The 22,023-nt window shown below is 42.5% G+C and carries 18 protein-coding genes; 16 read left to right on the top strand and 2 right to left on the bottom strand.

What is annotated here, in order from left to right; translation table 11 throughout:
- Window positions 1–163: 163 nt before the first annotated feature.
- From lipA to ACFSTG_RS01660, 3 genes are read left to right on the top strand one after another with little or no spacing between them, the layout of a single operon-like run.
- Window positions 164–1,033: a lipoyl synthase gene (lipA, locus tag ACFSTG_RS01670; RefSeq protein ID WP_380747828.1), complete on the top strand. Its 870-nt coding sequence runs from the start codon at window positions 164–166 to the stop codon at window positions 1,031–1,033.
- The gene (gene gap, locus ACFSTG_RS01665) at window positions 1,033–2,055 is read left to right on the top strand and encodes a type I glyceraldehyde-3-phosphate dehydrogenase (protein ID WP_380747826.1); all 1,023 of its coding nucleotides are present in this window, start codon (window positions 1,033–1,035) and stop codon (window positions 2,053–2,055) included. The genes lipA and gap overlap by 1 nt, the downstream gene beginning before the upstream one ends.
- A 34-nt stretch (window positions 2,056–2,089) precedes the next feature.
- Window positions 2,090–4,321, top strand: a complete 2,232-nt coding sequence (locus ACFSTG_RS01660; protein WP_380747824.1) for a response regulator — start codon at window positions 2,090–2,092, stop codon at window positions 4,319–4,321.
- Window positions 4,322–4,447: 126 nt separating this feature from the next.
- Here ACFSTG_RS01660 and lpxK read toward each other — a convergent pair whose 3' ends face one another.
- Complete coding sequence (lpxK, locus tag ACFSTG_RS01655) at window positions 4,448–5,458, bottom strand: tetraacyldisaccharide 4'-kinase (RefSeq protein WP_380747822.1); 1,011 nt, start codon at window positions 5,456–5,458, stop codon at window positions 4,448–4,450.
- Between the two features lie 113 nt (window positions 5,459–5,571).
- Here lpxK and ACFSTG_RS01650 point away from each other — a divergent pair, with 113 nt between their 5' ends.
- The 5 genes from ACFSTG_RS01650 (at window position 5,572) to ACFSTG_RS01630 (ending at window position 11,179) form a co-directional block, all read left to right on the top strand.
- Window positions 5,572–6,666 carry a Nif3-like dinuclear metal center hexameric protein gene (locus ACFSTG_RS01650; RefSeq protein WP_380747820.1) on the top strand — a complete coding sequence of 365 codons (1,095 nt, stop codon included), beginning with the start codon at window positions 5,572–5,574 and terminating at the stop codon, window positions 6,664–6,666.
- A gap of 2 nt (window positions 6,667–6,668) precedes the next feature.
- Window positions 6,669–7,448 (top strand): zinc ribbon domain-containing protein, encoded by a 780-nt coding sequence (locus ACFSTG_RS01645; protein ID WP_380747818.1) that lies wholly within the window; start codon window positions 6,669–6,671, stop codon window positions 7,446–7,448.
- Between the two features lie 956 nt (window positions 7,449–8,404).
- On the top strand, window positions 8,405–8,962 hold the full coding sequence (locus tag ACFSTG_RS01640) for a hypothetical protein (protein WP_380747816.1): 558 nt from the start codon (window positions 8,405–8,407) through the stop codon (window positions 8,960–8,962).
- A gap of 1 nt (window position 8,963) precedes the next feature.
- Complete coding sequence (gene msrA, locus ACFSTG_RS01635; protein ID WP_380747814.1) at window positions 8,964–9,626, top strand: peptide-methionine (S)-S-oxide reductase MsrA; 663 nt, start codon at window positions 8,964–8,966, stop codon at window positions 9,624–9,626.
- 68 nt (window positions 9,627–9,694) lie between these two features.
- The gene (locus ACFSTG_RS01630; RefSeq protein ID WP_380747812.1) at window positions 9,695–11,179 is read left to right on the top strand and encodes a potassium/proton antiporter; all 1,485 of its coding nucleotides are present in this window, start codon (window positions 9,695–9,697) and stop codon (window positions 11,177–11,179) included.
- 746 nt (window positions 11,180–11,925) lie between these two features.
- Here ACFSTG_RS01630 and ACFSTG_RS01625 read toward each other — a convergent pair.
- Window positions 11,926–13,281, bottom strand: coding sequence for an FAD-dependent oxidoreductase (locus tag ACFSTG_RS01625; RefSeq protein WP_380747810.1), 1,356 nt, complete (start codon window positions 13,279–13,281; stop codon window positions 11,926–11,928).
- A 452-nt stretch (window positions 13,282–13,733) separates the two neighbouring features.
- On the opposite strand from ACFSTG_RS01625, the gene ACFSTG_RS01620 reads away from it, so the two are divergent.
- The 8 genes from ACFSTG_RS01620 to ACFSTG_RS01585 all read left to right on the top strand — a co-directional run bounded on the left by ACFSTG_RS01620 (window position 13,734) and on the right by ACFSTG_RS01585 (window position 22,022).
- Window positions 13,734–13,889, top strand: coding sequence for a lmo0937 family membrane protein (locus ACFSTG_RS01620; protein WP_380747807.1), 156 nt, complete (start codon window positions 13,734–13,736; stop codon window positions 13,887–13,889).
- 151 nt (window positions 13,890–14,040) lie between these two features.
- Window positions 14,041–14,799, top strand: a complete 759-nt coding sequence (locus tag ACFSTG_RS01615) for an SDR family oxidoreductase (protein ID WP_380747805.1) — start codon at window positions 14,041–14,043, stop codon at window positions 14,797–14,799.
- A 511-nt stretch (window positions 14,800–15,310) separates the two neighbouring features.
- Window positions 15,311–15,949, top strand: a complete 639-nt coding sequence (locus tag ACFSTG_RS01610; RefSeq protein WP_380747803.1) for a hypothetical protein — start codon at window positions 15,311–15,313, stop codon at window positions 15,947–15,949.
- A gap of 601 nt (window positions 15,950–16,550) precedes the next feature.
- Complete coding sequence (locus tag ACFSTG_RS01605) at window positions 16,551–17,027, top strand: UpxY family transcription antiterminator (protein ID WP_380747801.1); 477 nt, start codon at window positions 16,551–16,553, stop codon at window positions 17,025–17,027.
- 967 nt (window positions 17,028–17,994) lie between these two features.
- Entirely contained in the window at window positions 17,995–19,029 is a 1,035-nt protein-coding gene (locus ACFSTG_RS01600; RefSeq protein WP_380747799.1) for an NAD-dependent epimerase/dehydratase family protein, read from the top strand.
- Between the two features lie 4 nt (window positions 19,030–19,033).
- Window positions 19,034–20,056, top strand: coding sequence for an acyltransferase family protein (locus ACFSTG_RS01595; RefSeq protein WP_380747797.1), 1,023 nt, complete (start codon window positions 19,034–19,036; stop codon window positions 20,054–20,056).
- Between the two features lie 9 nt (window positions 20,057–20,065).
- Window positions 20,066–21,514, top strand: coding sequence for a lipopolysaccharide biosynthesis protein (locus ACFSTG_RS01590; protein WP_380747795.1), 1,449 nt, complete (start codon window positions 20,066–20,068; stop codon window positions 21,512–21,514).
- Window positions 21,507–22,022 carry an acyltransferase gene (locus ACFSTG_RS01585; RefSeq protein ID WP_380747793.1) on the top strand — a complete coding sequence of 172 codons (516 nt, stop codon included), beginning with the start codon at window positions 21,507–21,509 and terminating at the stop codon, window positions 22,020–22,022. The genes ACFSTG_RS01590 and ACFSTG_RS01585 overlap by 8 nt, the downstream gene beginning before the upstream one ends.
- Window position 22,023: the final 1 nt, after the last annotated feature.

The following is a 22,023-nucleotide window of genomic DNA, read 5'->3' as shown; positions in this document are numbered from 1 at the left end:
GAAATAAAAATACAGTGTGCCACTTCCCTCCTTACCCGTCAATTCACCCACATGCGTGCTCCGATAAAAAGGCATACATCTGATAACTGACAACTGATAACAGACCATCTGACGTTAGGCTTTTCAGTGATTTATTGTATCTTTGCCGCCAAGAAAATTCTCTATGGAAACAAAAGAAATTTCTACCCAAAGAACCCCGAAACCCAAGTGGTTACGGGTAAAACTTCCCACCGGTAAAAAATATACCGAACTGAGAGGAGTGGTAGACAAATATAATCTTCACACAATTTGTACCTCCGGAAGCTGTCCCAATATGGGAGAATGTTGGGGAGAAGGTACCGCCACTTTCATGATCCTGGGGAATATCTGCACACGTTCGTGTGGATTTTGTGGGGTAAAAACCGGTCGGCCGGAAACCATCGATTGGGATGAACCCGAAAAAGTGGCCCGTTCCATCAAATTAATGAACATCAAACATGCGGTGATCACGAGCGTAGACCGCGATGATCTTAAGGATATGGGTTCTATCATCTGGGCCGAGACGGTGAAAGCCATCCGCAGAATGAGCCCGGGAACCACACTTGAAACGCTAATTCCTGATTTTCAGGGAGTCGAAAGAAACATAGACCGTATAATCGAGGTGAATCCCGAGATCGTTTCCCACAACATGGAAACCGTTAAAAGGCTGACCCGGGAGGTGAGAATACAGGCAAAATATGAACGTAGCCTTGAGGTTTTGAGATATCTTAAAGAACAAGGGATCAACAGGACCAAGTCAGGGATCATGCTTGGATTGGGAGAAACCGAAGATGAAGTGATCCAGACACTTCACGACCTTAAAGATGCCCGTATTGACGTGGTAACCATTGGTCAATATCTGCAGCCGAGTAAGCAGCATTTGCCGGTGAAAGAGTTCGTCACCCCAGAACAGTTCAAGAAATACGAAGAGATAGGATTAGACCTTGGCTTCAGGCACGTAGAAAGCGGTGCACTTGTGAGATCTTCTTATAAAGCCTGGAAACACCTTACCTAATGCTGGAGAAAAAATCTTCCGCAGGAAAGATTAGAATAGGGATCAACGGCTTTGGCCGCATAGGCCGGAATCTTTTCAGGCTGATCCTGGATCATCCTTCAATTGAAGTAGCGGCGATCAATGATCTTGCACCGGCGACCACGCTGGCGCACCTTCTCAAGTACGACAGTATCCACGGAGTCCTGAAAAAAGAGGTCTCCGCCAAAGATTCAGGTATTGTAGTGGACGGAAAAAACACTCCGGTGCTGAACAAACCCAACCCCGCAGAAATAGACTGGTCAAGTCATGAAGTGGATATCGTCATAGATTGCACCGGCAAATTCAAGACTGCAAAAGAACTGGAGCCCCATCTTCAGGAAGGGGTGAAAAAAGTGATCCTTTCAGCGCCCCCTCAGGATGATTCCATTAAAATGGTGGTTCTGGGAGTCAATGAAGATATTCTCGACGGCAGCGAAAAGATTATTTCGAATGCCTCCTGCACCACCAATAATGCCGCACCGATGCTCAAGGTGATCCATGAACTGCTAGGGGTGAAACAGGCATACATTACTACCGTACATTCCTACACGACAGATCAGAGCCTGCATGATCAGCCCCACAAGGACCTGAGAAGGGCCCGTGCCGCGGCTCAATCTATCGTTCCTACCACCACGGGAGCAGCCAAGGCATTGACCAAAGTTTTCCCCGATCTGAGTGAAGTGATTGGCGGTTGCGGAATAAGGGTTCCCGTTCCAAATGGTTCCCTTACAGACATGACCCTTCACGTGGAAAGACCTACTACCATTGAAGAGATCAACAGCGCTTTTAAAAAGGCTTCCCAAAACGAACTTTCCAACTATCTCGAATACACAGAGGATCCCATAGTTTCTATAGACATAAACGGCAATCCCCACTCCTGTGTATTTGATGCCCAAATGACCTCGGTGGTGGGTGGAAATCTGGTGAAGATCATTGGTTGGTATGACAATGAATTTGCTTACTCCAGCCGTCTTATTGATTTAATTTCACGAGTTTCCATATAAATAATTATATTTAGCCCAGTTATCTACGTCCCCAATGAACAAATTACTAATTTGCGTAGTGGCTTTTCTTCTCTTTTCTATTTCCTACGCCAGGCAGGAAAGATCCCTACAGGAGAAAGAAGAAATTAACGCTACTATCGAGCAGTTACTTAGCGATGCTGAAGAATCTATCAACAGCGTTGACTTTGATACTGCCCTGACCCAACTCACCACGGCGCTGGACCTTGCCCGCTCTATTGAACACCAGCGTTTGATCGCACATTCCAGCAGCATCATGGCGCAACTTTACTATGTGAGGGGGGAGAACGACAAAGCTTCTACAGAACTGCAACGGGCTATCTCCATTCAGAGAGAAATAGGGGATGAAGAAGGGCTCGCTTATAGTTATGTCAACTTCGGAAAGATATTTACTCATAAGAAAAATTACGATCGGGCAAACGAATATTTTAACCTGTCCCGGGATCTTTATACCAAACTGGATAATACCGAAGGCATCGGTATCGTTGAGTTGAACAGGGGGATACTGCTGCTCAATGTTTCCAAAGAACCCCGTGCCGCTCTCAGGTTGTTCAGTGAAGCCGAAGAGAAACTGAAAAGTAATGATCTTAAGTACGAGATCTCCCGTTTGCATTTTTACCGCGGAAGGGCAAACCAGTTGTTGGGATTCTATGATTTAGCTCTTTCCAATCTTCAGGAGAGCCTTAAGATTGCTCAAAAGAACGATTTTGGCAGTATGATATGGTACGCTACAGGGTTGCTGAGCGAATTACATGAAGCAGCGGGAAATTACAAGGAATCCCTTAGTTACCTGAAGTCGAGTAACCAAATGAAGGACTCGATCTACGACCTAAACAGGGAAGCCATTACCACAGATGCTACTGCAAGGTATGGTTTGGATGCCATGAAAAGCGCGATGAATGAGATCAGTAAACGAAATGAGGAGAATGAAAGGACACTAAAGGTGAATAAACTCACCACAATTCTAAGTGTTGCGCTCATCACCATTCTTTCGTTGCTCACTCTGTCTTTATACAAGAATAATAACCTGAGGGCCCGTGCGAACGACCTGTTGCAGAAAAAGAATTCTGAACTGGTGACTGCCAAGGAAAATGCCGAAAAGGCTTCCCTGGCTAAGGCACAATTCCTTTCAACCATTACCCACGAATTAAGGACGCCACTGTACGCCGTAACGGGACTCACTCACCTGCTGCTGGAAGAAAGCCCTACAGAAAATCAGAAAGAACACTTGAACTCCCTGAAATTTTCGGGAGAATACCTGCTTTCCCTTATCAACAATATCCTTGATCTAAATAAGCTCGAGGCCAAAAAAGTGGAAATATTGGACAGTTCCTTTAATCTTCAAAAACGAATTTCAGATGTGCTTGTTGCCCTGAAGAATTCGGCTGAAGACAAGAAAACAGAGCTCCACCTGGAATTTGACCAGGCAATTCCAAGGAAATTAAAAGGGGATCCTCTCAAGATCTCGCAGATCCTGATCAACCTTATTGGAAACTCAATAAAATTCACCGAAGCAGGGGATATTTGGGTAAGGGTCAAAAAACTCAGTCAAACCGACTCCCGTATATTGTTAAGGTTTGAGGTACAAGATACCGGGGAAGGCATCAGTAAAGAGAAACAAAAAGCCATTTTTGAGAATTTCACCCAGGGCTCCCTGCAGATTAACAGGAAATTCGGTGGAACAGGACTCGGGCTTTCGATCGTTAAGAACCTCCTGAACCTTATGGACAGTGAGATCCATCTGGAAAGTGAGCTGGGGGAAGGTTCCCTGTTCTATTTCGACCTCGGTTTTGAGGCCCTTGAGGCTGCACCACCGGCAAGCAAAGACAATAAGCAGGAAATTCCGCAGCTGCTAAGCAACGATATCATGCACCACAAAAGGATCCTGGTGGTTGAAGACAACAAGATCAACCAGATGATCACCAGAAAAATCCTTGAAAAACATAAAGTGATCTGTGATGTGGCCGATAACGGCTCCGTCGCCGTGGAAAAGGTAAAGAACAATCATTTTGATCTTATCCTTATGGACATCCACATGCCGGGAATAAGTGGAATAGAAGCCACCATAGAGATCAGAAAGTTCAATGAAAACATCCCAATCATCGCCCTAACTGCGGTAACCCTCGACGAAAATCTGGATGAATTTTATCTTAACGGATTTAATGATATCATCCCTAAACCCTATAAAACAGAGGAGTTCTTCCAGAAAATAAACAAATACCTTAGTCAGGAAAAAGCTACAGTTTAATTTTTGGCATGAGGTTTGATTTTAAGCTTACTCGAATTATTGAGAAAAAATAGTTTGAATTAGCCAAGATAAAAAATGAGACTTTCCACGGTCTCATTTTTTTTTGTCCATAACTAATAGAACGGACTAAAATTTTCTAACGAAACTGTTGATGGAATTTTCGAATTTTTTCCTGTCCCCCAGGAATTCGGTGGTAATAGGAAGATAGAATAAACCAGGGCCGGGAAGCTCATTTTTAAGCCTCATAAAATCCTTTTCGGTGGTAAGGAGTAGTTCTTCCTTTTGCAATTCCTTTATTTGAGCGGCCGTAAAGTTATGATGATCAGGAAAGGCTTTATGTTCAAAGCTAAGCCCACGGTCTTTTAGATGTTTTACCAGGGGCGCAGGATTCGCAATACCGGTAACCAAAACAAATGACTTTACTTTGAGCTCGTCAAGATTCAAGGTTGTATCTATACCCATCACTTTATCGCTATAGGAGATACTTGAAAAATACAAATCCTGCCCGGCATTGATCTTTAGTCGGTCTGCGATCTTCTTTTTTTCCTGTTCTTCCAGCGAAGGCGGACATTTGGTAACCACCACCACATCTGCACGCCGGGCCCCCGATTTTGGTTCCCGCAGGTTTCCGGCCGGCAGGACCAGGTCATCGCTGTAAAGGTCATTGTAAGGGGTAAGCAGGATATAGAAACCTGCTTTTACTTTGCGGTGTTGGAAAGCATCATCCAGAATGATGACTTCCGGCGGCTGTGCCTGGTTCAACAGTTGCCCTATTCCATGGGTACGAACCTCATCAACAGCCACCATCACTTTGGGAAACTTGGTCTTGAACTGCAGGGGCTCATCCCCCACTTCGGCTGCAGATTCTTTCCCGGTAACCAGCCGGAATCCGCTGCTGCTCCTTTTATAGCCCCGGCTTAGCGTGGCTACCCGGTAATCTTCGGCCAGTAAAGTGATAAGGTGCTCTACCATGGGGGTCTTTCCGGTGCCGCCAACACTAAGATTCCCTACGGCGATGACCGGCAGTTCATATTCTTCCGAAGAAAAAATTCCCCGGTCATATAATTTATTCCGAAGTAACATAACCCCACCGTACAGGAGGGAAAACGGGTAAAGAAGTTTTCGGGCTGCAGACATGAAGCGAAGGTAATTTTTTTGTTTGAAAGATGGAATGATTATTATCCGGGACTAACCACAAACCACTAACAACTAATTTTTATCTTTGGTATCTTCCGATACAAAATCATTTTATGCTCATAAAAGACATCATAACTGCACTTGAAGATCTTGCACCCCTCAACTACGCCGAAGATTTTGACAATGTAGGCCTCTTGACCGGCTCTGCGGAATGGGAGGCCACGGGGGCCCTGGTCACCCTTGACACCCTCGAGGAGGTGGTAGATGAGGCTATTGAAAAGAACTGCAACCTCATCGTGAGTTTTCATCCCATTATCTTTTCAGGACTTAAACGCCTTAACGGATCAAATTACGTAGAGCGGGCGGTGCTGAAAGCTTTAAAAAATGACGTGGCTATTTACGCCATCCATACGGCGCTCGACAATCATTTTAAAGGGGTGAACAACATGATCTGTGAACAGCTGAACCTCATCAACCGAAGGATACTTATTCCGCAGAAATCGACCATAAAAAAACTCATCACCTTTGTACCACGGGCTAATGCCGGAAAGGTCAGGGAGGCCTTGTTCTCTGCCGGGGCAGGTAGTATTGGGAACTATGATCACTGCAGTTTCAACCTTGAGGGCAACGGATCTTTCCGCGGAAATGAAGATTCCAACCCTGTTATTGGCGAAAAAGGCAAAACCCATTTTGAAGAAGAGGTTCAAATAGGAATGACCTTTCCGAAGCACCTGGAAGGAAAGGTATTAAAAGCCCTTTTCGAGAGCCATCCTTATGAAGAGGTTGCCTATGAAGTGACCACCCTGGAGAACCGGAATCAACACATTGGAATGGGAATGATAGGCGAACTGGAGGAAGAAGCTTCAGAAACCGCATTTTTGGAACGGGTTAAAAAAATCTTTGGAACGGGTTGCATAAGGCATTCGGCTTTGCTTCAAAAACCCATTAAAAAAGTGGCTGTTTTGGGTGGCAGCGGAAGCTTTGCCATCGATAAGGCTGCAAATGCAGGAGCCGACATCTATCTGACGGCCGACCTTAAGTACCACGACTTCTATAAAGCCGAACAAAGACTGGTGCTGGCAGACATTGGGCACTATGAAAGTGAGCAGTACACAAAAAACCTCTTAAGCTCTTATCTTAAGAAAAATTTTGCTAATTTTGCAGTCGTTTTATCAAACACCGATACCAATCCTATCAAGTATTTTTAACTATGGCAAAAAAAACAGATGTTACTGTAGAAGAGAAGTTAAGAGCGTTGTACGATCTTCAACTTATAGATTCCCGCGTGGATGAGATAAGAAATGTACGAGGTGAACTTCCGCTGGAGGTAGAAGATCTGGAAGATGAAGTAGCAGGCCTGAACACCCGTTTGGAAAAAATGGATGCAGATCTTGAGGTGATCGACCAGGACATACTTGCCAAGAAAAATCTTATTGAGGAGGCAAAAGCCGCCATCAAGAAATATACAGAACAGCAAAAGAACGTTCGTAACAACCGTGAATTCAATGCGCTTTCAAAGGAGATCGAGTTCCAGGAACTGGAAATAGAACTTGCCGAGAAGCAGATCAAAGAATACCGGGCACAGATCGATCAAAAGAAAGAAGTGATCGAGCAGACCAAAGAGCGTGTGGAAGAGCGTCAAAAACACCTTACCCACAAAAAAGGGGAACTGGATGAGATCCTTGCTGAAACCGAAAAAGAAGAGAAAGCCCTTATGGCCAAATCTGAAGAATTCCAGAAGCAGATCGAGGAGCGCCTTGTGAATGCCTACAGAAGGATTCGTGGCAGCGTAAAGAACGGCCTTGCCGTTGTGCCTATTGAAAGAGGTGCTTCAGGAGGTTCTTTCTTCACTATCCCGCCACAGGTGCAAATGGAGATCGCAGGTCGCAGAAAGATCATCACAGATGAACACAGTGGAAGAATTCTTGTAGATGAGGAGCTTGCAAAAGAAGAAAGAGAAAAAATGAACCAAATGTTCGCTAAGTTCTAATCAGAAATTGCCTTACACATTACAACCCTTCATGAAAATGAGGGGTTTTTTTGTTTTTAAAACTTTTTTCGTTGAGAGGACAGCGGACAGAGGACAGAGGTCAGTGGACAGAGGACAGAGGAAAGAGGAAAGAGGAAAGAGGAAAGAGGTCAGTGGACAGAGGAAAGAGGTCAGTGAACAGGAGGTTTTTGCCACCTGATCTTCAACGAAGGAGAATCATTTACCAATATTCCAACCCCGATTTCACAAACCAGCCCGGGCTGTTAGACGGGTCCCGAATTAACGAATTAGTGGACAGAGGTCAGAGGACAGAGGACAGAGGAAAGAGGGTCAGTGGACAGAGGACAGAGGACAGAGGACAGGAGGTTTTTGCCACCTGATCTTCAAAGAAGGAGAATCATTTCCCAATATTCCAATTCTGATTTCACGAACCTGCCCGGCTTTTAGACGGGTCCCGAATTAACGAATTAGTGGACAGAGGAAAGAGGAAAGAGGTCAGTGGACAGAGGACAGAGGACAGAGGAAAGAGGACAGAGGACAGAGGACAGAGGAAAGAGGACAGTGGACAGAGGACAGAGGACAGAGGACAGAGGACAGGAGGTTTTTGCCACCTGATCTTCAACGAAGGAGAATCATTTACCAATATTCCAACCCCGTTTCACGAACCTGCCCGGCATTTAGACCGGTCTCGGTTCACGATTCCCGATTCCCGATTCCCGATTCCCGATTCCCGATTCCCGATTCCCGATTCCCGATTCACGATTCACGATTCCCGATTCCCGGTTCACGATTCCCGATTCCCGGTTCACGATTCCCGATTCCCGATTCCCGATTTATCGATTCCCGAATTAACCAATCCCCAATTAACCGATCCCCAATTAACCACTCCCCTTAACATCTATTTCACATAAAACAAGCACGGAAAACTTACCTTTAACAGGTAAAACCTACCAGTCATGAAAAAGTATATAGTGATCCTGATTATGGTCCTGATGGCCTCGTGTAAAGATGAGAAACGTCCTTCAAATCAAACTTCCGAAAGGGAGAACATAGCCAACGAAAGCATTCCCCCGGGTGATATCCAGGAAGAAAGGGATGCCGTGCAGACCGAAAAGGAAGATCCCAAAAAAGTGACAGCCATAAACGGTCGCTACCGCAAAATGATCGATGATAAACCTGCTGAAGATTGCAGCTGCAACTGTATAGACGTTGATTTTGATGCGGCTACAGAGTGGTGCATCGTAAAAGACAAGGTTTACATAACGGCGCGCAGTGTCAAGACGGGGGAGAATACCGCCGATCTCTTTTTTGTGGCCGCCTCAAGGGATGAAGATCCTGACAGGCAACTTCCCTGGGAAGATTTCGATACAGATACTCCCGTAGCCACCCTGGAGTTCAACCCTGACGGTAGTGCAGATCTTGACTGGATAGGTTTTTCAACCGACGGACAAGTAGCTACAGATTATGCCATCTACGGTAAAAAGACCCTGGAAGGAACCTATAAAAAAGACTAGTATGAAATTCCTCCTTGCACTAAGTTTCCTGCTTGGCATCAATACCGGTTGCGGCAATCCTTCCGGAGAAAGTGCCACCCGGCCTGAAATTGCCACGGCAGATCCTGTGGAAGTCCCTGCGCAGAACGGCTTGAAAAAAGCCTATTTCGCCAGCGGATGTTTCTGGTGTGTGGAAGCCGTCTATGAAAGCGTAAAGGGGGTTAAGGAAGCCATTTCGGGATATTCGGGAGGACACACCAAAAATCCCACCTATGAGTCCTCCAATACCGGGAAAACAGGACATGCAGAAGCCGTGGAGGTGATCTATGATCCTGAAAAGGTAGATTTCGCTACCCTCACAGATGTCTATTTCGGTTCTATGGACCCAACGCAGAAGAATGGCCAGGGACCTGACATGGGTTCCCAGTACCGTTCCATTATTTTCTACCAGAACGAGGAGCAGAAGAAGATCATTGAGGAAAAAATAGACCAGCTGCAAAAGGAATATTCCAAACCTATTGCCGTAGAAGTATTGCCTTTTCAAAAGTTCTGGAAAGCTGAGGCTTACCATCAGGATTATGAGAAAAATAACCCCAATGATCCCTACATTAGAAATGTTTCCATCCCCCGTATCAATAAGTTCAAAAGAAAATTTCCGCATCTGCTGAAGGAAGACAGGCATTAACCATTTTTTAATGCTCAAAAGCTCAATAAAATTTATCTTGCAGGCTCTAAAAATCTGTTGCCTAACCCATGGATATCACCACCGAAAATATTTTACTTATTGGTTCCCTATTACTCCTCATCAGCATCCTGGCGGGTAAAACTTCCTATAAGTTCGGTGTTCCCACCCTGGTTCTTTTCCTGGCAGTTGGGATTTTGGCGGGCTCTGAGGGCATAGGGAAAATAGAATTCAATGATCCGCAACTGGCGCAGTTCGTGGGGATTGTATCCCTGAATTTCATATTATTTTCGGGGGGACTGGACACCAGCTGGAAGAGTATCAAACCGGTGCTGTGGCACGGTATCTCCCTCTCTACCCTGGGAGTACTTCTCACCGCCCTGGGCGTGGGTACTTTCGTATGGGCCATCACAGATTTTACCATTTTTGAAGGCCTATTGCTGGGAGCCATTGTTTCCTCAACAGATGCTGCTGCGGTTTTCTCCATACTCAGGTCAAAGAACATGGCTTTAAAAGCCAACCTGCGCCCTACCCTGGAGCTGGAAAGTGGTAGTAATGATCCCATGGCCTATTTCCTAACCATCGCTTTTCTTGGTCTGGTGGTGAACCAGGACCAGAGTGTAATTTCCATCATTCCGCTCTTCCTGCAACAGATCCTTATTGGTGCCGCCCTTGGTCTTATCTTCGGAAAGCTCAGCAAATGGCTCATAAACCGTATCACCCTTGATTTTGAAGGCCTTTACCCGGTGCTGGCCATCGCCCTGATGTTCGTGGTCTTTTCGGCCACCGATAACCTGGGAGGAAACGGATTCCTGGCTGTCTACCTCAGCGGGGTTTACCTGGGAAACCATGACATCATTCACAAAAGAACTATCATGAGGTTCTTTGACGGTCTCGCCTGGCTCATGCAGATTGTACTGTTCCTCACCCTGGGATTGCTGGTCTACCCCAGCGATATTCTACCGGTTCTTGGTTTGGGGATATTGATCTCGGCTTTTCTGATGTTCGTGGCACGGCCCATTGCCGTTTTCCTGAGTCTTTCTTTCTTCAAAATGAAATCCCGCAGGCGCTGGTATATCTCATGGGTTGGACTGAGAGGGGCTGTTCCAATCGTATTTGCCACCTATCCCCTGCTCGCGGGGATCGAAAAGGCACATATGATCTTCAATATAGTTTTCTTTGTTTCGCTGAGTTCGGTATTGATCCAGGGGACCACCCTTTCAAAGGTAGCCGACTGGCTGCATGTCGCGCTTCCGAAAAAAGTAAAAAAGATCTCCCCTGTAGACGCCTTTCTTAATGCCGGCACCAAATCGCTCATCAGGGAGATCACGATCCCCCCGGACAATTTTTCAGTAGGTAAAAAGATCGTAAACCTTCATTTCCCCCGAAATGCCATTATCGCCATGATCTCCCGTGACGGTAAATTTCTCACCCCGAACGGGGCAACCCAGATAATGGAAGAGGATACGCTGATCGTTCTTATGGAAAATGAAAAGAATGTGGAGGCCGTTTATGACAGTCTGCAGCTGGACATGGATTATGATGAGGATGATTAATGGAGTAAAATGTGGGCAGAAACAAACAATGATCAATTATCAATGATCAATTAACAGGAATCATTGTTTGATTATTATTGCCCTATGCAACTTTTCTTGGTTCCGTCTTTGCGAACCTGCCGGCAGGCAGGGGAGCCGGGTGGCGACTGAAGCCTGCCGGCAGGTAGGCAATCCCCCTATCGGAGAGTTCATTTTTCCCTTTGAAGATGGATAAAATATACTGCCTAATCAGATGGAGATTGCCTGCCTGCCGGCAGGCAGGCCGTGGTCGGGTTGTCCCCTCCCTCGCAAAGACGGTTCAAATAGTAAGATTGATACGGTACATTCCCGAATTAACGAATTCCCGGATCCCGAAATAACCAACCACTTAATTTACAAAGATTCAGAAAGCAAAAGCCAACGGCTAATAGCTAAAAGCTAATAGCTCTCTTAGAGGAGATTGCCTGCCGGCAGGCAGGCAGGCCGCGGTCGGGTTGTCCCCTCCCTCGCAAAGACGGTTCAAATAGTAAGATTGATACGGTACATTCCCGAATTAACGAATTCCCGAATCCCGAATTAACCAATCACTTAATTTACAAAGATTCAGAAAGCAAAAGCCAACGGCTAATAGCTAAAAGCTAATAGCTCCCTTAGAGGAGATTGCCTGCCTGCCGGCAGGCAGGCCGCGATCGGGTTGTCCCCTCCCTCGCAATGACGGTTCAAATAGTAAGATTGATACGGTACATTAACGAATTCCGATTCCCGAATTAACGATTCCCCGATTCCTCCAGTAAAGAAAGTATCCTTTGCTCCACTTCTTCAGAATCCCATTTTTCAGCGATACCGGGGAGTGACATAACTGAGTCCATGATCTTCGCCTGCATGTCGCCTGTCTTTAATGCTTCGGAATAAGGTTTATCAGAGAAGGTGACGCGGGAATAGACCGGAACCCATTTTTCGGGATGTTTTTCAGCGAACTTCTTTTCTATCTTCTTCCGAAGTAAGAATTTGGGATCGGCAGTCTTACTGCTCATTTCCATGAAATTGCGGTAGCTAAGTTCAGCAATGGCATCGGCGTTGGGTTTTCTTCTTTCCTGGTATTCCTTAAAAATGGTTTCCCAGTCATTATCATGAGTTTCATGAAGATTCATCAAATCTGATATATCTTCAAATCCCGCATTCATCCCCTGCCCGAAGAAAGGCACCACAGCATGCGCGGCATCCCCAACAAGAGCGATTTTGTCGTAATAGGTCCATGGGAAGCATTTTACCGTCACCAGGGCACTGGTAGGGTTCCGGAAAAAGTCACGGGTGAGATTGGAAATTTCTTCATGTATATCAGGAAAGAAATCGGCAAAGAATTTTTCCGCAGCAGCTTCTGTGGTAATGGTCTCGAAAGAATATTCCCCCTCGAACGGTAGAAATAGCGTACAGGTAAAGCTGCCGTCAAGGTTGGGCATGGCGATAAGCATGAATTCCCCCCGCGGCCAAATGTGAAACGAATTCTTGTCCAGTTTATGAGTGCCATCTGCATTGGCGGGGATCCTGAGTTCTTTATATCCTACATCAATGAAGTGCTGGGAGTAATTGAACCTGCTCTGTCGCTGCATTTTGTGACGTACGCGGGAGAAAGCCCCGTCTGCCCCAAAGATCAGGTCAAAGTCGTATTCCTTCCACTCCCCTTTTTCAGATTCCCCTGTGTAAAGTTTAGCTTCGGAAAGATCAACATCCCACACCTTTTCCTCAAATCGGAATTCGGCTCCCGCCGCTTCTGCCAGGTCGATCATCTTTCGGTTAAGCACCCCGCGGGAAATGGAATAGATCGCCTCTCCCTCCTTTCCGTATTTCTGAAAGTACACCGGGCTGCTGTTCACGTGCATGGCCCTTTGATAAAGTGGAATAGCCAGCTTCCGGACCTCCTCCTCTACCCCTGCTTCCCGCAGGGCCTTCCAGCCACGGTTGGACATAGCTAAATTAATGGAGCGGCCCGAAAATTCCACCTTCCGCACATCGGGGCGGCGGTCAAAAACTGTTACGGTATGACCTGATCTCCTCAGGTGAAGTGCCAGTAAGGATCCAACCAATCCGGTCCCTACAATGGCAATATTTTTAGAATGTCGCATTCAGAAATGGGTATGCTGCGAAAATAGTAAATATTCTGCAGTCACTGTTCCTGGTGGTTTGTTGTTTGTGAGTTATGGGTTGTGGGTTGTGGGTTAATCCAGGTTTTCAATTAACCAATCCCTAATTAACCAATCCCCAATCCCCGATTCCCGATTCCCGATTCCCGATTATCGATTCACGATTCCCGAATTAACGATTCACGATTCACGAATTAGCCAATTGTTTATTGATAATTGAAGAATTGTAGAAAGGGTTAAACCTCCGTTAAAGGATATGCCGAAAAATAAAAGCTTTCGTACATTTAATTAATGGTTTATTTAAAAATCTGTCCGGTAAGTCCGTGACAGGCGTTAAAAAACAGAAATTTAACCAACCTGCAAGGTTCTAACCACACCTTCGCAAAAAAAGAGAATCTAACCAGCAACCAATGGGTTGCGCAAATAATCGACCTATGAGAGATTTAATTTGGCTTATTATCGTTTTACTGATCATTGGATGGCTTATTGGATATTTTGCCTTCCCCGACCTTGGCAGTATCATACACATATTAATTGTGATCGCTGTCATTCTGATCATTTATAAATTACTGACAGGAAGAAGTCTGTAAATAATATTTACAGGCAAAATTTGAGGTCACCTGTATGGATGCTGCTCAAAAATTCCGGATCTGCCATTAGATTGGTACGGTTTGTAATTTTCGACAACAGCAGCCCGGGTGGCCTCTTTTTATATCTGAAAATTTAAAAAAACAATTGATTATGTGGAATTTAAAAGGACAAACAGCCCTGGTGACCGGCGGATCAAAGGGAATAGGAAAAGCCGTGGTGCAGGAATTCCTGGAACTGGGAGCAGAAGTGCTCTTTACCGCCCGTGACGGCGAAGAGATCATAAGACTGGAAGATGAACTGCTGACGAAAAGCTATAAAGTAAAAGGCATGGTAGCCGATGTCACCATACCCGAAGACCGGCAAAAGATACAGTCCTGGATGAACAACAACTGGAAAGCCCTCACCATCCTGGTGAACAATGCCGGGATCAACATTAGAAGAAAAGCCCTGGACTATTCAGAAGAAGAATACCGGAAGATACTGGAGATAAACCTTATCTCACCCTACATTCTTTGCCAGGAAATGCATCCATGGCTAAAGAAAGCACATCGGGGCAAGATCATCAACATAGGCTCTGTAGCCGCCGCCCAGGACGTAGGCTCGGGCACACCATACGCCATGTCAAAAGCCGGACTCCTGCAACAAACGCGTAGTCTCGCAGTGGAATGGGCTGAAGATAACATCAGGGTAAATTCCGTTTCCCCATGGTATACCCACACTCCGTTAACAGAAGGAGTTCTGGGGGATGATGAAAGATCCAGATCCATCATTAAGCGTACCCCTATGAAGCGGGTTGCACAGGCAGATGAGATCGCCAGTATTGTAGCTTTTTTAGCCATGGACAAATCTTCGTACATCACAGGACAAAACATCGTCGCCGATGGCGGAATGAGCGTGAACGCGATTTGAAGTGAGGTTAGTCTTGAGTATTGAGTATTGAGGTAGTTAGCTATTGGCCTTTAGCTTTTAGCTATTGGCTATTGGCTATTGGCTATGAAAAGTACCTGTTTAAGGACTAATTTTTTACCATCAGAACGAAATAATATTCTTTGTTTCTGAAGGAAAATATCTTCGTGACCTTCTTTTAAACTTTGTGCACTCTGTGTGAAACCTCACCGGTCTTTGCGCCCAATCTCTGCGGCCTTTGCGAGATTTCCGAAAGACTTTTCCGTTTTGCCCCTCACCCTATCCCGAAGGATCGGGAGGAGCCGAAAAAGTCTCAGTGTTCCATAACTTCAGGAAAATTTGGAATTTTGAATTTTGAAGTTGGAATTTCGATCACCTTCGTGACATTCTTTAAACTTCGTGCCCTTTGTGTGAAATGTTCTTTACAGAGAATCTCTGCGACCTTTGAGAGAAACATCTACGAGATCTGCGGGAAACTTTTTTGTATCTTTAAACCACCTTTCATCCTGACCTTATGAAAAAAATTACTCTTGCCTTCCTCCTCCTAATCATAACCTCCTGCGCCGAAAAAGAGGAAAAATCCGTAGTAGAAAAAATTGCCGAAGCCCACGGACTGGACCAATTTGAAGAGATCGAGGAACTGCGATTTACCTTCAACGTAAAAGTAAATGACAGCCTGAGAACCAGCAGGGCCTGGACGTGGAACCCCAAAACCAACATGGTCACTCTTACGACTCCCGACAGCACAGTAACCTATAACCACAAAACAGAGGCTTCGGAAAACCAGCAAACAGATCAGCGGTTCATCAATGATCAATACTGGTTGCTGTTCCCGTTCCACCTGGTGTGGGATGAGATGGACTGGGAGCACACTGAGGAAGCAACTGCTCCTATCTCCGGCGACTCCATGCAAAAGGTTACCGTCACCTACCCTGATGGAGCCGGTTACACCCCGGGAGATGTATACGAGATCTACTTTGGTGATGACCACATCATCAGGGAATGGATCTACAGGTCGGGCGGAAGTACAGAAAATCTGTTCCCGGCTACCTGGGAAGGTTACAAAGAATTCAACGGACTCTATATTTCCACCATGCACAGAAATGCAGACGGAAGTTTTGAGTTATTCTTCACTGAGGTGAGTATTGAGTAGTGAGTAGTGAGTAGTGAGTAGTGAGTATTGAGTACTGAGAAAGCTATTGGCTATTAGCCGTTAGTTTCTTCTGCGAAAATCTGCGAGATCTGCGGGAAAAATTAGTAGTGAGAATTCAGTAGTTAGTATAGAGAAAGCATTGGCTTTTAGCTCCTGACTGCATGCCATACTATTCTTTTTTCCCGTTTTGCCCTGGCCCTATCCCGAGGTATCGGGAGGAACCGGGAAAAGCACCTGTTTTAGGAGTATTTTGATCTTTAAAACGAAATGATGTATTGTTGTTTCCTGGCGATTTGCGGAAAAATGCCTTTGTGTTCTTCTTTTAAACTTCGTGCCCTTTGTGTGAAACATTCTTTACACAGAATTGGAATCTGGGATTTGAGATTTGAGATTTGAGATTGGCCCACCTCCGCTGAAGCTCCGGCGGGTAAAAATCTTGAATTTTAAAAATCCTGTTTCTTTTTTCAAAATTCTCAAATCGGTAATTTTTTCCTAATTTTGTTCTGCAGAAGAAGATCCTTCTCACCTCACTTTACATTGTGCAGCCCCTACCTCCACAAGCGATTAACTGAATTGACTACACACAGAAAACCTGCTAAGTATGCAATGGTACGTCCTGTACACAAAACCCCGCTGGGAGAAGAAGGTGGCGAAGGAACTGGAAGAGCAGGGTATTGAAACCTACTGCCCCATGATTACAGAGGTCCGCCAGTGGAGTGATCGCAAGAAGAAGGTCACCTCTCCCCTTTTCAAGTCATATGTGTTTGTACACCTTACCGAAAAAGACCGCAATAAGGTCTTTGACGTCCCCGGCGTGGTGCAATACCTGTTCTGGCTAAAGAAACCTGCAGTGGTGAGGGATGCCGAGATCGAAACTATCAAAACCTGGCTGGAAGATGACCGGGTAGAAGACGTGGAAGTATCCCACCTCACCCCCGGCGACCGACTCATCATCTCGAAGGGAAGCTTTAAAGGCCAGGAAGCCATCATTTCAGAAGTTGGGAATAAACGCTTAAGGCTACTTCTCAAGAGTCTCGATCTTGTAGTGAATGTACGTGTCAGTGAAGCGCTGGAATAGGGTTTTCAGTTCTCAGTGCTCAGTGCTCAGTTCTCAGGTGCCTTTCCGCCGGAGCTATAGCGCAGGAAGACCAAATCCAATTCCGCCCAATTCATAGGGGTTTAAACCAATAAACCAACCTGCCCGGCTTTTAGACGGGTCCCAACTAACCAATTAACGATTCCCGATTAACGATTAACGATTAACGAATCCCCCTACCAACTAACGAACCTGCCCGGTGTTTAAACAGGTCCCCAACTTCACCAAATTACCATCAACACAACCCCCTCTCCCTCAACTCCTTAACGTTTGATTAACAAACTTTTTTGCCAATAATTCAAATTTTTACGGTTTCCCGTAATGATGTCTTATAAATTCTTTGTACGACTATAATATTCTGCGAATTTGTGAACAACTTCTTAATTTATTTAACACTTTTTATTTGTCTTAAAGGTCTGTTAAAAAATACCTTTGCCCTCCGCTTTAGAAATTTTTCTTTCGTCGGAAATAACAGGTCTTTCACCGACTGGATCCCGAAAAAAGGGACTCAGAACGGCGAAGCCGTGATTTTGTTTGACTCATCAAGTTCCAAAATACTTGTCGCACTGGTGTAGGATACGAAAGACAAAGGGTTTAAGGTAAAAAAATCGTCCTGCTCGGGTCGGGCTTTTAAAAAGAACCTAAAGACACCAGAGAACCTGCTTCCATATATTCAGCCGATCATTTGTTGAATGAGCAATTAGAGATTATAGTAAGGATCGAACAGTTCCGAAGAGCAGATATATTACTTACCTGGACTATTTAGGAAATAGAAGCGGCCATGAAAATCGCCAGGAGGTAACCGTCGTCAACAACCCAATGAAGGCCTTTGAAGAGAGGGTTTACGATAAGATATTGAAATCAGCCTTCTTGTTTGACGGGAGAAGATTGTTGAAGCCCCCTATCAAGAGGGAAATCAGTTTTAAATTCTATTTAATAGGAAGTTAGCATGAAAATTTTAGTGACCGGCGCTGCAGGATTTATTGGATTTCATTTATCCAAAAATTTGATTGATTCTGGCCATAGGGTTATTGGTACGGATAATATAAATAATTATTATGATCCTCAATTGAAGTATGGTCGTTTAAAAGAATTAGGTATATCAAAAGAAAAAGCGATCCAATTCAATAAAATCTGTAAGAGTGATCAAAATGAAAATTTTGAATTCATAAGATTGAATTTGGAAGATAGGGAGAATCTCCCAAAACTTTTCAAGCAATATCAATTTGAAAAGGTGGTAAACCTTGCGGCGCAGGCAGGAGTTCGTTACAGTATTGAGAACCCAGATGCATATATTGACAGCAATCTAGTTGGTTTTGCAAACTTATTGGAGTGTTGCCGTAATTATGATGTAAAACATTTGATCTACGCCAGTAGCTCCAGCGTGTATGGCCAGAATAAAAAAGTGCCATTTTCTACTGAAGATAATGTTGATCAGCCAATTAGTTTGTATGCTGCAACAAAAAAGAGTAATGAGTTAATGGCATATACCTATAGCCATTTATACGGTTTCGCAACAACGGGATTAAGATTTTTTACAGTTTATGGTCCCTGGGGTAGACCCGATATGGCGATGTTTCTTTTTACAGATGCTATAATAAATAATAAGCCTATAAAGGTTTTTAATGAGGGGAAAATGTATCGCGACTTTACATATATAGACGATATAATTTCCGGGATAGATATAGTCTTGAAGAATGTCCCTAAGGCTGAAAAAGAAACACCGGCATACAAACAATATAATATTGGAAATGGAGCACCTCAATCCTTATTGGTCTTTATAAGTCATATTGAAAAGAGTGTAGGGAAAAAAGCAATTAAAGAATATTTCCCAATCCAGCCAGGTGATGTCCCACAAACCTGGGCAGACACTAAAGAATTAGAATCATTGGGATATAAAAGTAAGATTGAAATTGAAAAAGGTGTCCAAAAATTTGTGAGGTGGTATAAGGACTATTATAAAATCAGCAACGATAAGAATTAGTTTAATGACAATAAATCCAAAGAAAAGGATTGATGAACTTGATTCATTACGTGGTATAGCCGCTATCATAGTTGTCTTATATCATTATACATTTAGGTTTGAAGAGTTATTCAATTTTAAATTTATTACGAAATATTTTAATGTGCCTTATGGTCATTATGGTGTCGAGTTATTTTTTGCTATAAGTGGTTTCGTTATTTTCATGTCTATAGAAAAAATAAATAATCCATTTAAATTTTTATATAAAAGATTTGTCAGACTTTATCCAACATTTTGGGTAGGAATGATTCTTAGTTTTATCTGTATATCCTTATTTGGACCAGAATTACTTAAAGTAAATATCAGCGAATTTTTGATCAATTTCACTATGATCCCCAGTTTTTTTAATATTGATTCTGTCGATGGGGTATACTGGACATTGAAAGTAGAGATGTTTTTTTATTTGGTTATTTTTCTTGTTCTACTTTTAAAGAAAAAAGAATCTTATAAACTTTTTGGTTATATCTATATACTGATGGGAACTATATCCTTTATTGTTTTAAAGCCCACCTATTATTACTTCTATGGTTCATTATTTTTAATAGGTATTAACTTTTATAAAATATGGAAAGGAACTTCTGATTGGCAGAATCATTTACAGATTTTCATCTGTTTGGGACTTACTTTGTTTTACCCTAAATTGGAATTTTTCGCAGTAACAACTTTAATTGTTTTTATATTTTATCTTATGGTATTCGGTAAGTTGAAGTTCCTTAAAATTTCAATTTTACTTTTTCTTGGGAAAATTTCATACTCACTTTATTTAATTCATCAATATCTAGGTTATACTATACAGTTAAAGTTAATATATGCAGGTATAGAAAATTTTATTGTTCTATTAATAATACCTCTTTTAATTTCAATTCTTATTGCCAGTCTTATTACATTTTATATAGAAAAACCAATTATTTCCTTTTTAAGTAAAAAAGAGCCTTATAGAATTAAAGCCCAAAATGGAGCAAAAATTGCGCAATATTTTAAACAATAGCAATTTTCAATGAGTAAAGCTCTAAAAAGAGATATTGTAACTGGATTTTTTTGGTCGTTTATTGGACAGTTTGGTTACATGTTTGTCGGACTTATTGCCAATATTATTCTCGCGAGACTACTTTCTCCTTATGAATTTGGGCAAATCGGTATTATAATGTTTTTTATAGTGATTGCCAGAGTTTTAACTGAATCTGGATTATCGGGAGCTTTAATTAGAAAAAAAGATGCTACTGAAATAGATTTTTCAACAGTTTTCGTTTTTAATTTAGGAGTTTCCTTAACTCTGATGTTCCTTTTAATTTTATTTGCTGGAAAAATAGCGGCCTTCTATGATGATGATGAATTAAAGAATATTTTAATTATTACTTCTTTTGTTTTATTGATAAATGCTTTGCAGATTACCCAAAATGCCAGATTAGTAAAAAAATTAAAGTTTAAAAAGAAAGCTTCTTATGAGTTCATAGCAATTCTTATTGCATCTTTGATTGGAATAGCATTAGCTTTTAAAGGTGCTGGGGTTTGGGCTATTGTCATCATGCAAATAAGTACAGCAATTATCCTAACTCTCTTATTGTGGGTTTTCGAAGGGCCGATATCAAATTTTTATTTTAGTAAAAGTTCCTTTAAAGGATTATACAAGTTTGGAGTAAATACAACTTTAGCATCGCTTCTTAATACCGCTTTTGATAATATTTATCAATTAATACTTGGAAAATATTTTTCAATAAGTCAAACAGGATTCTTTTACCAAGGTAAAAGGCTCCAAGAAGTTCCTGTAAAAATTATAACGTCAACAACCTTGGGAGTTGTTTTTTCTTCTTTGTCGAATTTACAGGATGACTCCAAAAAATTTGAAAATTATTACCAACGTATAATTACTTTATTTACTATAGCTGTAGGGTTTATTTGCTTAGTGGTTTATTTCTATGCCAATAATATAATTTTAATCTTATATGGGGAAAAATGGTTGGGAGCAGTGTTCTATATGCAAATTTTAATTGTGGCTTCTTACTTTTATATGCAAGAAATGTTCAATAGGGTAATCTTCAAGGTTTTTAATAAAACGGAAAAGATCTTATACTTAGAAATTATTAAAAAATCTATTCAAGCCATTTCTATATTTATTGGTGTGGTTTTTAAAAATATTGAAATTCTTTTATACGGATTTCTCCTTACGAGTATCCTAAGTTTTTTCATGAATTATAATGAATCTCGAAAGGTGCAAAATAATTTTTCATGGCACGAAATAATTCTGGTCATTAAAGTAGGAATGATTTCAATCTTTACGGTTTTAATAGGAAACTTTGTAAATAGAATAATGGATTTAGGGGGTTATCAATCTTTTTTCGCTTTACCTATTTTACTGTTAAGTTTTCTGATCTTAATTAGGATTTTTAAGGTTTCGCGCCTCGAAAATGATATAGGTACTTTATTGAAATTAATAAAAAATGATTAATAAATTATTACGCTTTTATAGAAAAACATTTTGGTCGCAGGAAAGATATGGAAGATATTTAGGTGTAGCCATAGGAGAAAATTGCTCGATAAGTACTAATAAATTTGGTTCAGAACCATATTTAATTAAAATTGGAAATAATGTACAAATAACAAACGATGTTGTTTTTTCTACCCACGGTGCATGTTGGGTTTTTCGGGATAAGTACCCTACAATGGATGTTTTTGGAAAAATTCAAATTAAAAATAATGTATATATAGGTAATGGAGCTATGATTTTACCAGGAGTCATCATTGGTAGTAATGTGGTTATCGGAGCTGGCTCTGTAGTCACAAAAAGTATAAAGGATTTTTCTATCGTAGCTGGGAATCCCGCTAAAGTCATCGGTGATATAAGGGATTTAGAGTATAAAATGAAAAACCTTGATTTAAAATCTAAGGGCATGACTTATAATGAGAAAAGAGATTTCCTTTCGACATTAGAAGAAGATAAATTTATACGCAAATAGA

It is taken from the genome of Salinimicrobium flavum, assembly GCF_042684505.1.
Taxonomy (GTDB): domain Bacteria; phylum Bacteroidota; class Bacteroidia; order Flavobacteriales; family Flavobacteriaceae; genus Salinimicrobium; species Salinimicrobium flavum.
The sequence above is the reverse complement of the archived record's forward strand: the minus strand, read 5'-3'. Positions and strand labels throughout refer to the sequence as shown.

Coding starts and splice junctions, on each gene's coding strand:
- ACFSTG_RS01625 (WP_380747810.1), bottom strand. CDS start 13,281: ATGCGACATTCTAAAAATATTGCCATTGTAGGGACCGGATTGGTTGGA.
- ACFSTG_RS01585 (WP_380747793.1), top strand. CDS start 21,507: ATGATTAATAAATTATTACGCTTTTATAGAAAAACATTTTGGTCGCAG.
- ACFSTG_RS01600 (WP_380747799.1), top strand. CDS start 17,995: ATGAAAATTTTAGTGACCGGCGCTGCAGGATTTATTGGATTTCATTTA.
- ACFSTG_RS01605 (WP_380747801.1), top strand. CDS start 16,551: ATGCAATGGTACGTCCTGTACACAAAACCCCGCTGGGAGAAGAAGGTG.
- ACFSTG_RS01630 (WP_380747812.1), top strand. CDS start 9,695: ATGGATATCACCACCGAAAATATTTTACTTATTGGTTCCCTATTACTC.
- ACFSTG_RS01640 (WP_380747816.1), top strand. CDS start 8,405: ATGAAAAAGTATATAGTGATCCTGATTATGGTCCTGATGGCCTCGTGT.
- gap (WP_380747826.1), top strand. CDS start 1,033: ATGCTGGAGAAAAAATCTTCCGCAGGAAAGATTAGAATAGGGATCAAC.
- ACFSTG_RS01595 (WP_380747797.1), top strand. CDS start 19,034: ATGACAATAAATCCAAAGAAAAGGATTGATGAACTTGATTCATTACGT.
- ACFSTG_RS01650 (WP_380747820.1), top strand. CDS start 5,572: ATGCTCATAAAAGACATCATAACTGCACTTGAAGATCTTGCACCCCTC.
- msrA (WP_380747814.1), top strand. CDS start 8,964: ATGAAATTCCTCCTTGCACTAAGTTTCCTGCTTGGCATCAATACCGGT.
- ACFSTG_RS01645 (WP_380747818.1), top strand. CDS start 6,669: ATGGCAAAAAAAACAGATGTTACTGTAGAAGAGAAGTTAAGAGCGTTG.
- lpxK (WP_380747822.1), bottom strand. CDS start 5,458: ATGTCTGCAGCCCGAAAACTTCTTTACCCGTTTTCCCTCCTGTACGGT.
- ACFSTG_RS01660 (WP_380747824.1), top strand. CDS start 2,090: ATGAACAAATTACTAATTTGCGTAGTGGCTTTTCTTCTCTTTTCTATT.
- ACFSTG_RS01620 (WP_380747807.1), top strand. CDS start 13,734: ATGAGAGATTTAATTTGGCTTATTATCGTTTTACTGATCATTGGATGG.
- ACFSTG_RS01610 (WP_380747803.1), top strand. CDS start 15,311: ATGAAAAAAATTACTCTTGCCTTCCTCCTCCTAATCATAACCTCCTGC.
- lipA (WP_380747828.1), top strand. CDS start 164: ATGGAAACAAAAGAAATTTCTACCCAAAGAACCCCGAAACCCAAGTGG.
- ACFSTG_RS01615 (WP_380747805.1), top strand. CDS start 14,041: ATGTGGAATTTAAAAGGACAAACAGCCCTGGTGACCGGCGGATCAAAG.
- ACFSTG_RS01590 (WP_380747795.1), top strand. CDS start 20,066: ATGAGTAAAGCTCTAAAAAGAGATATTGTAACTGGATTTTTTTGGTCG.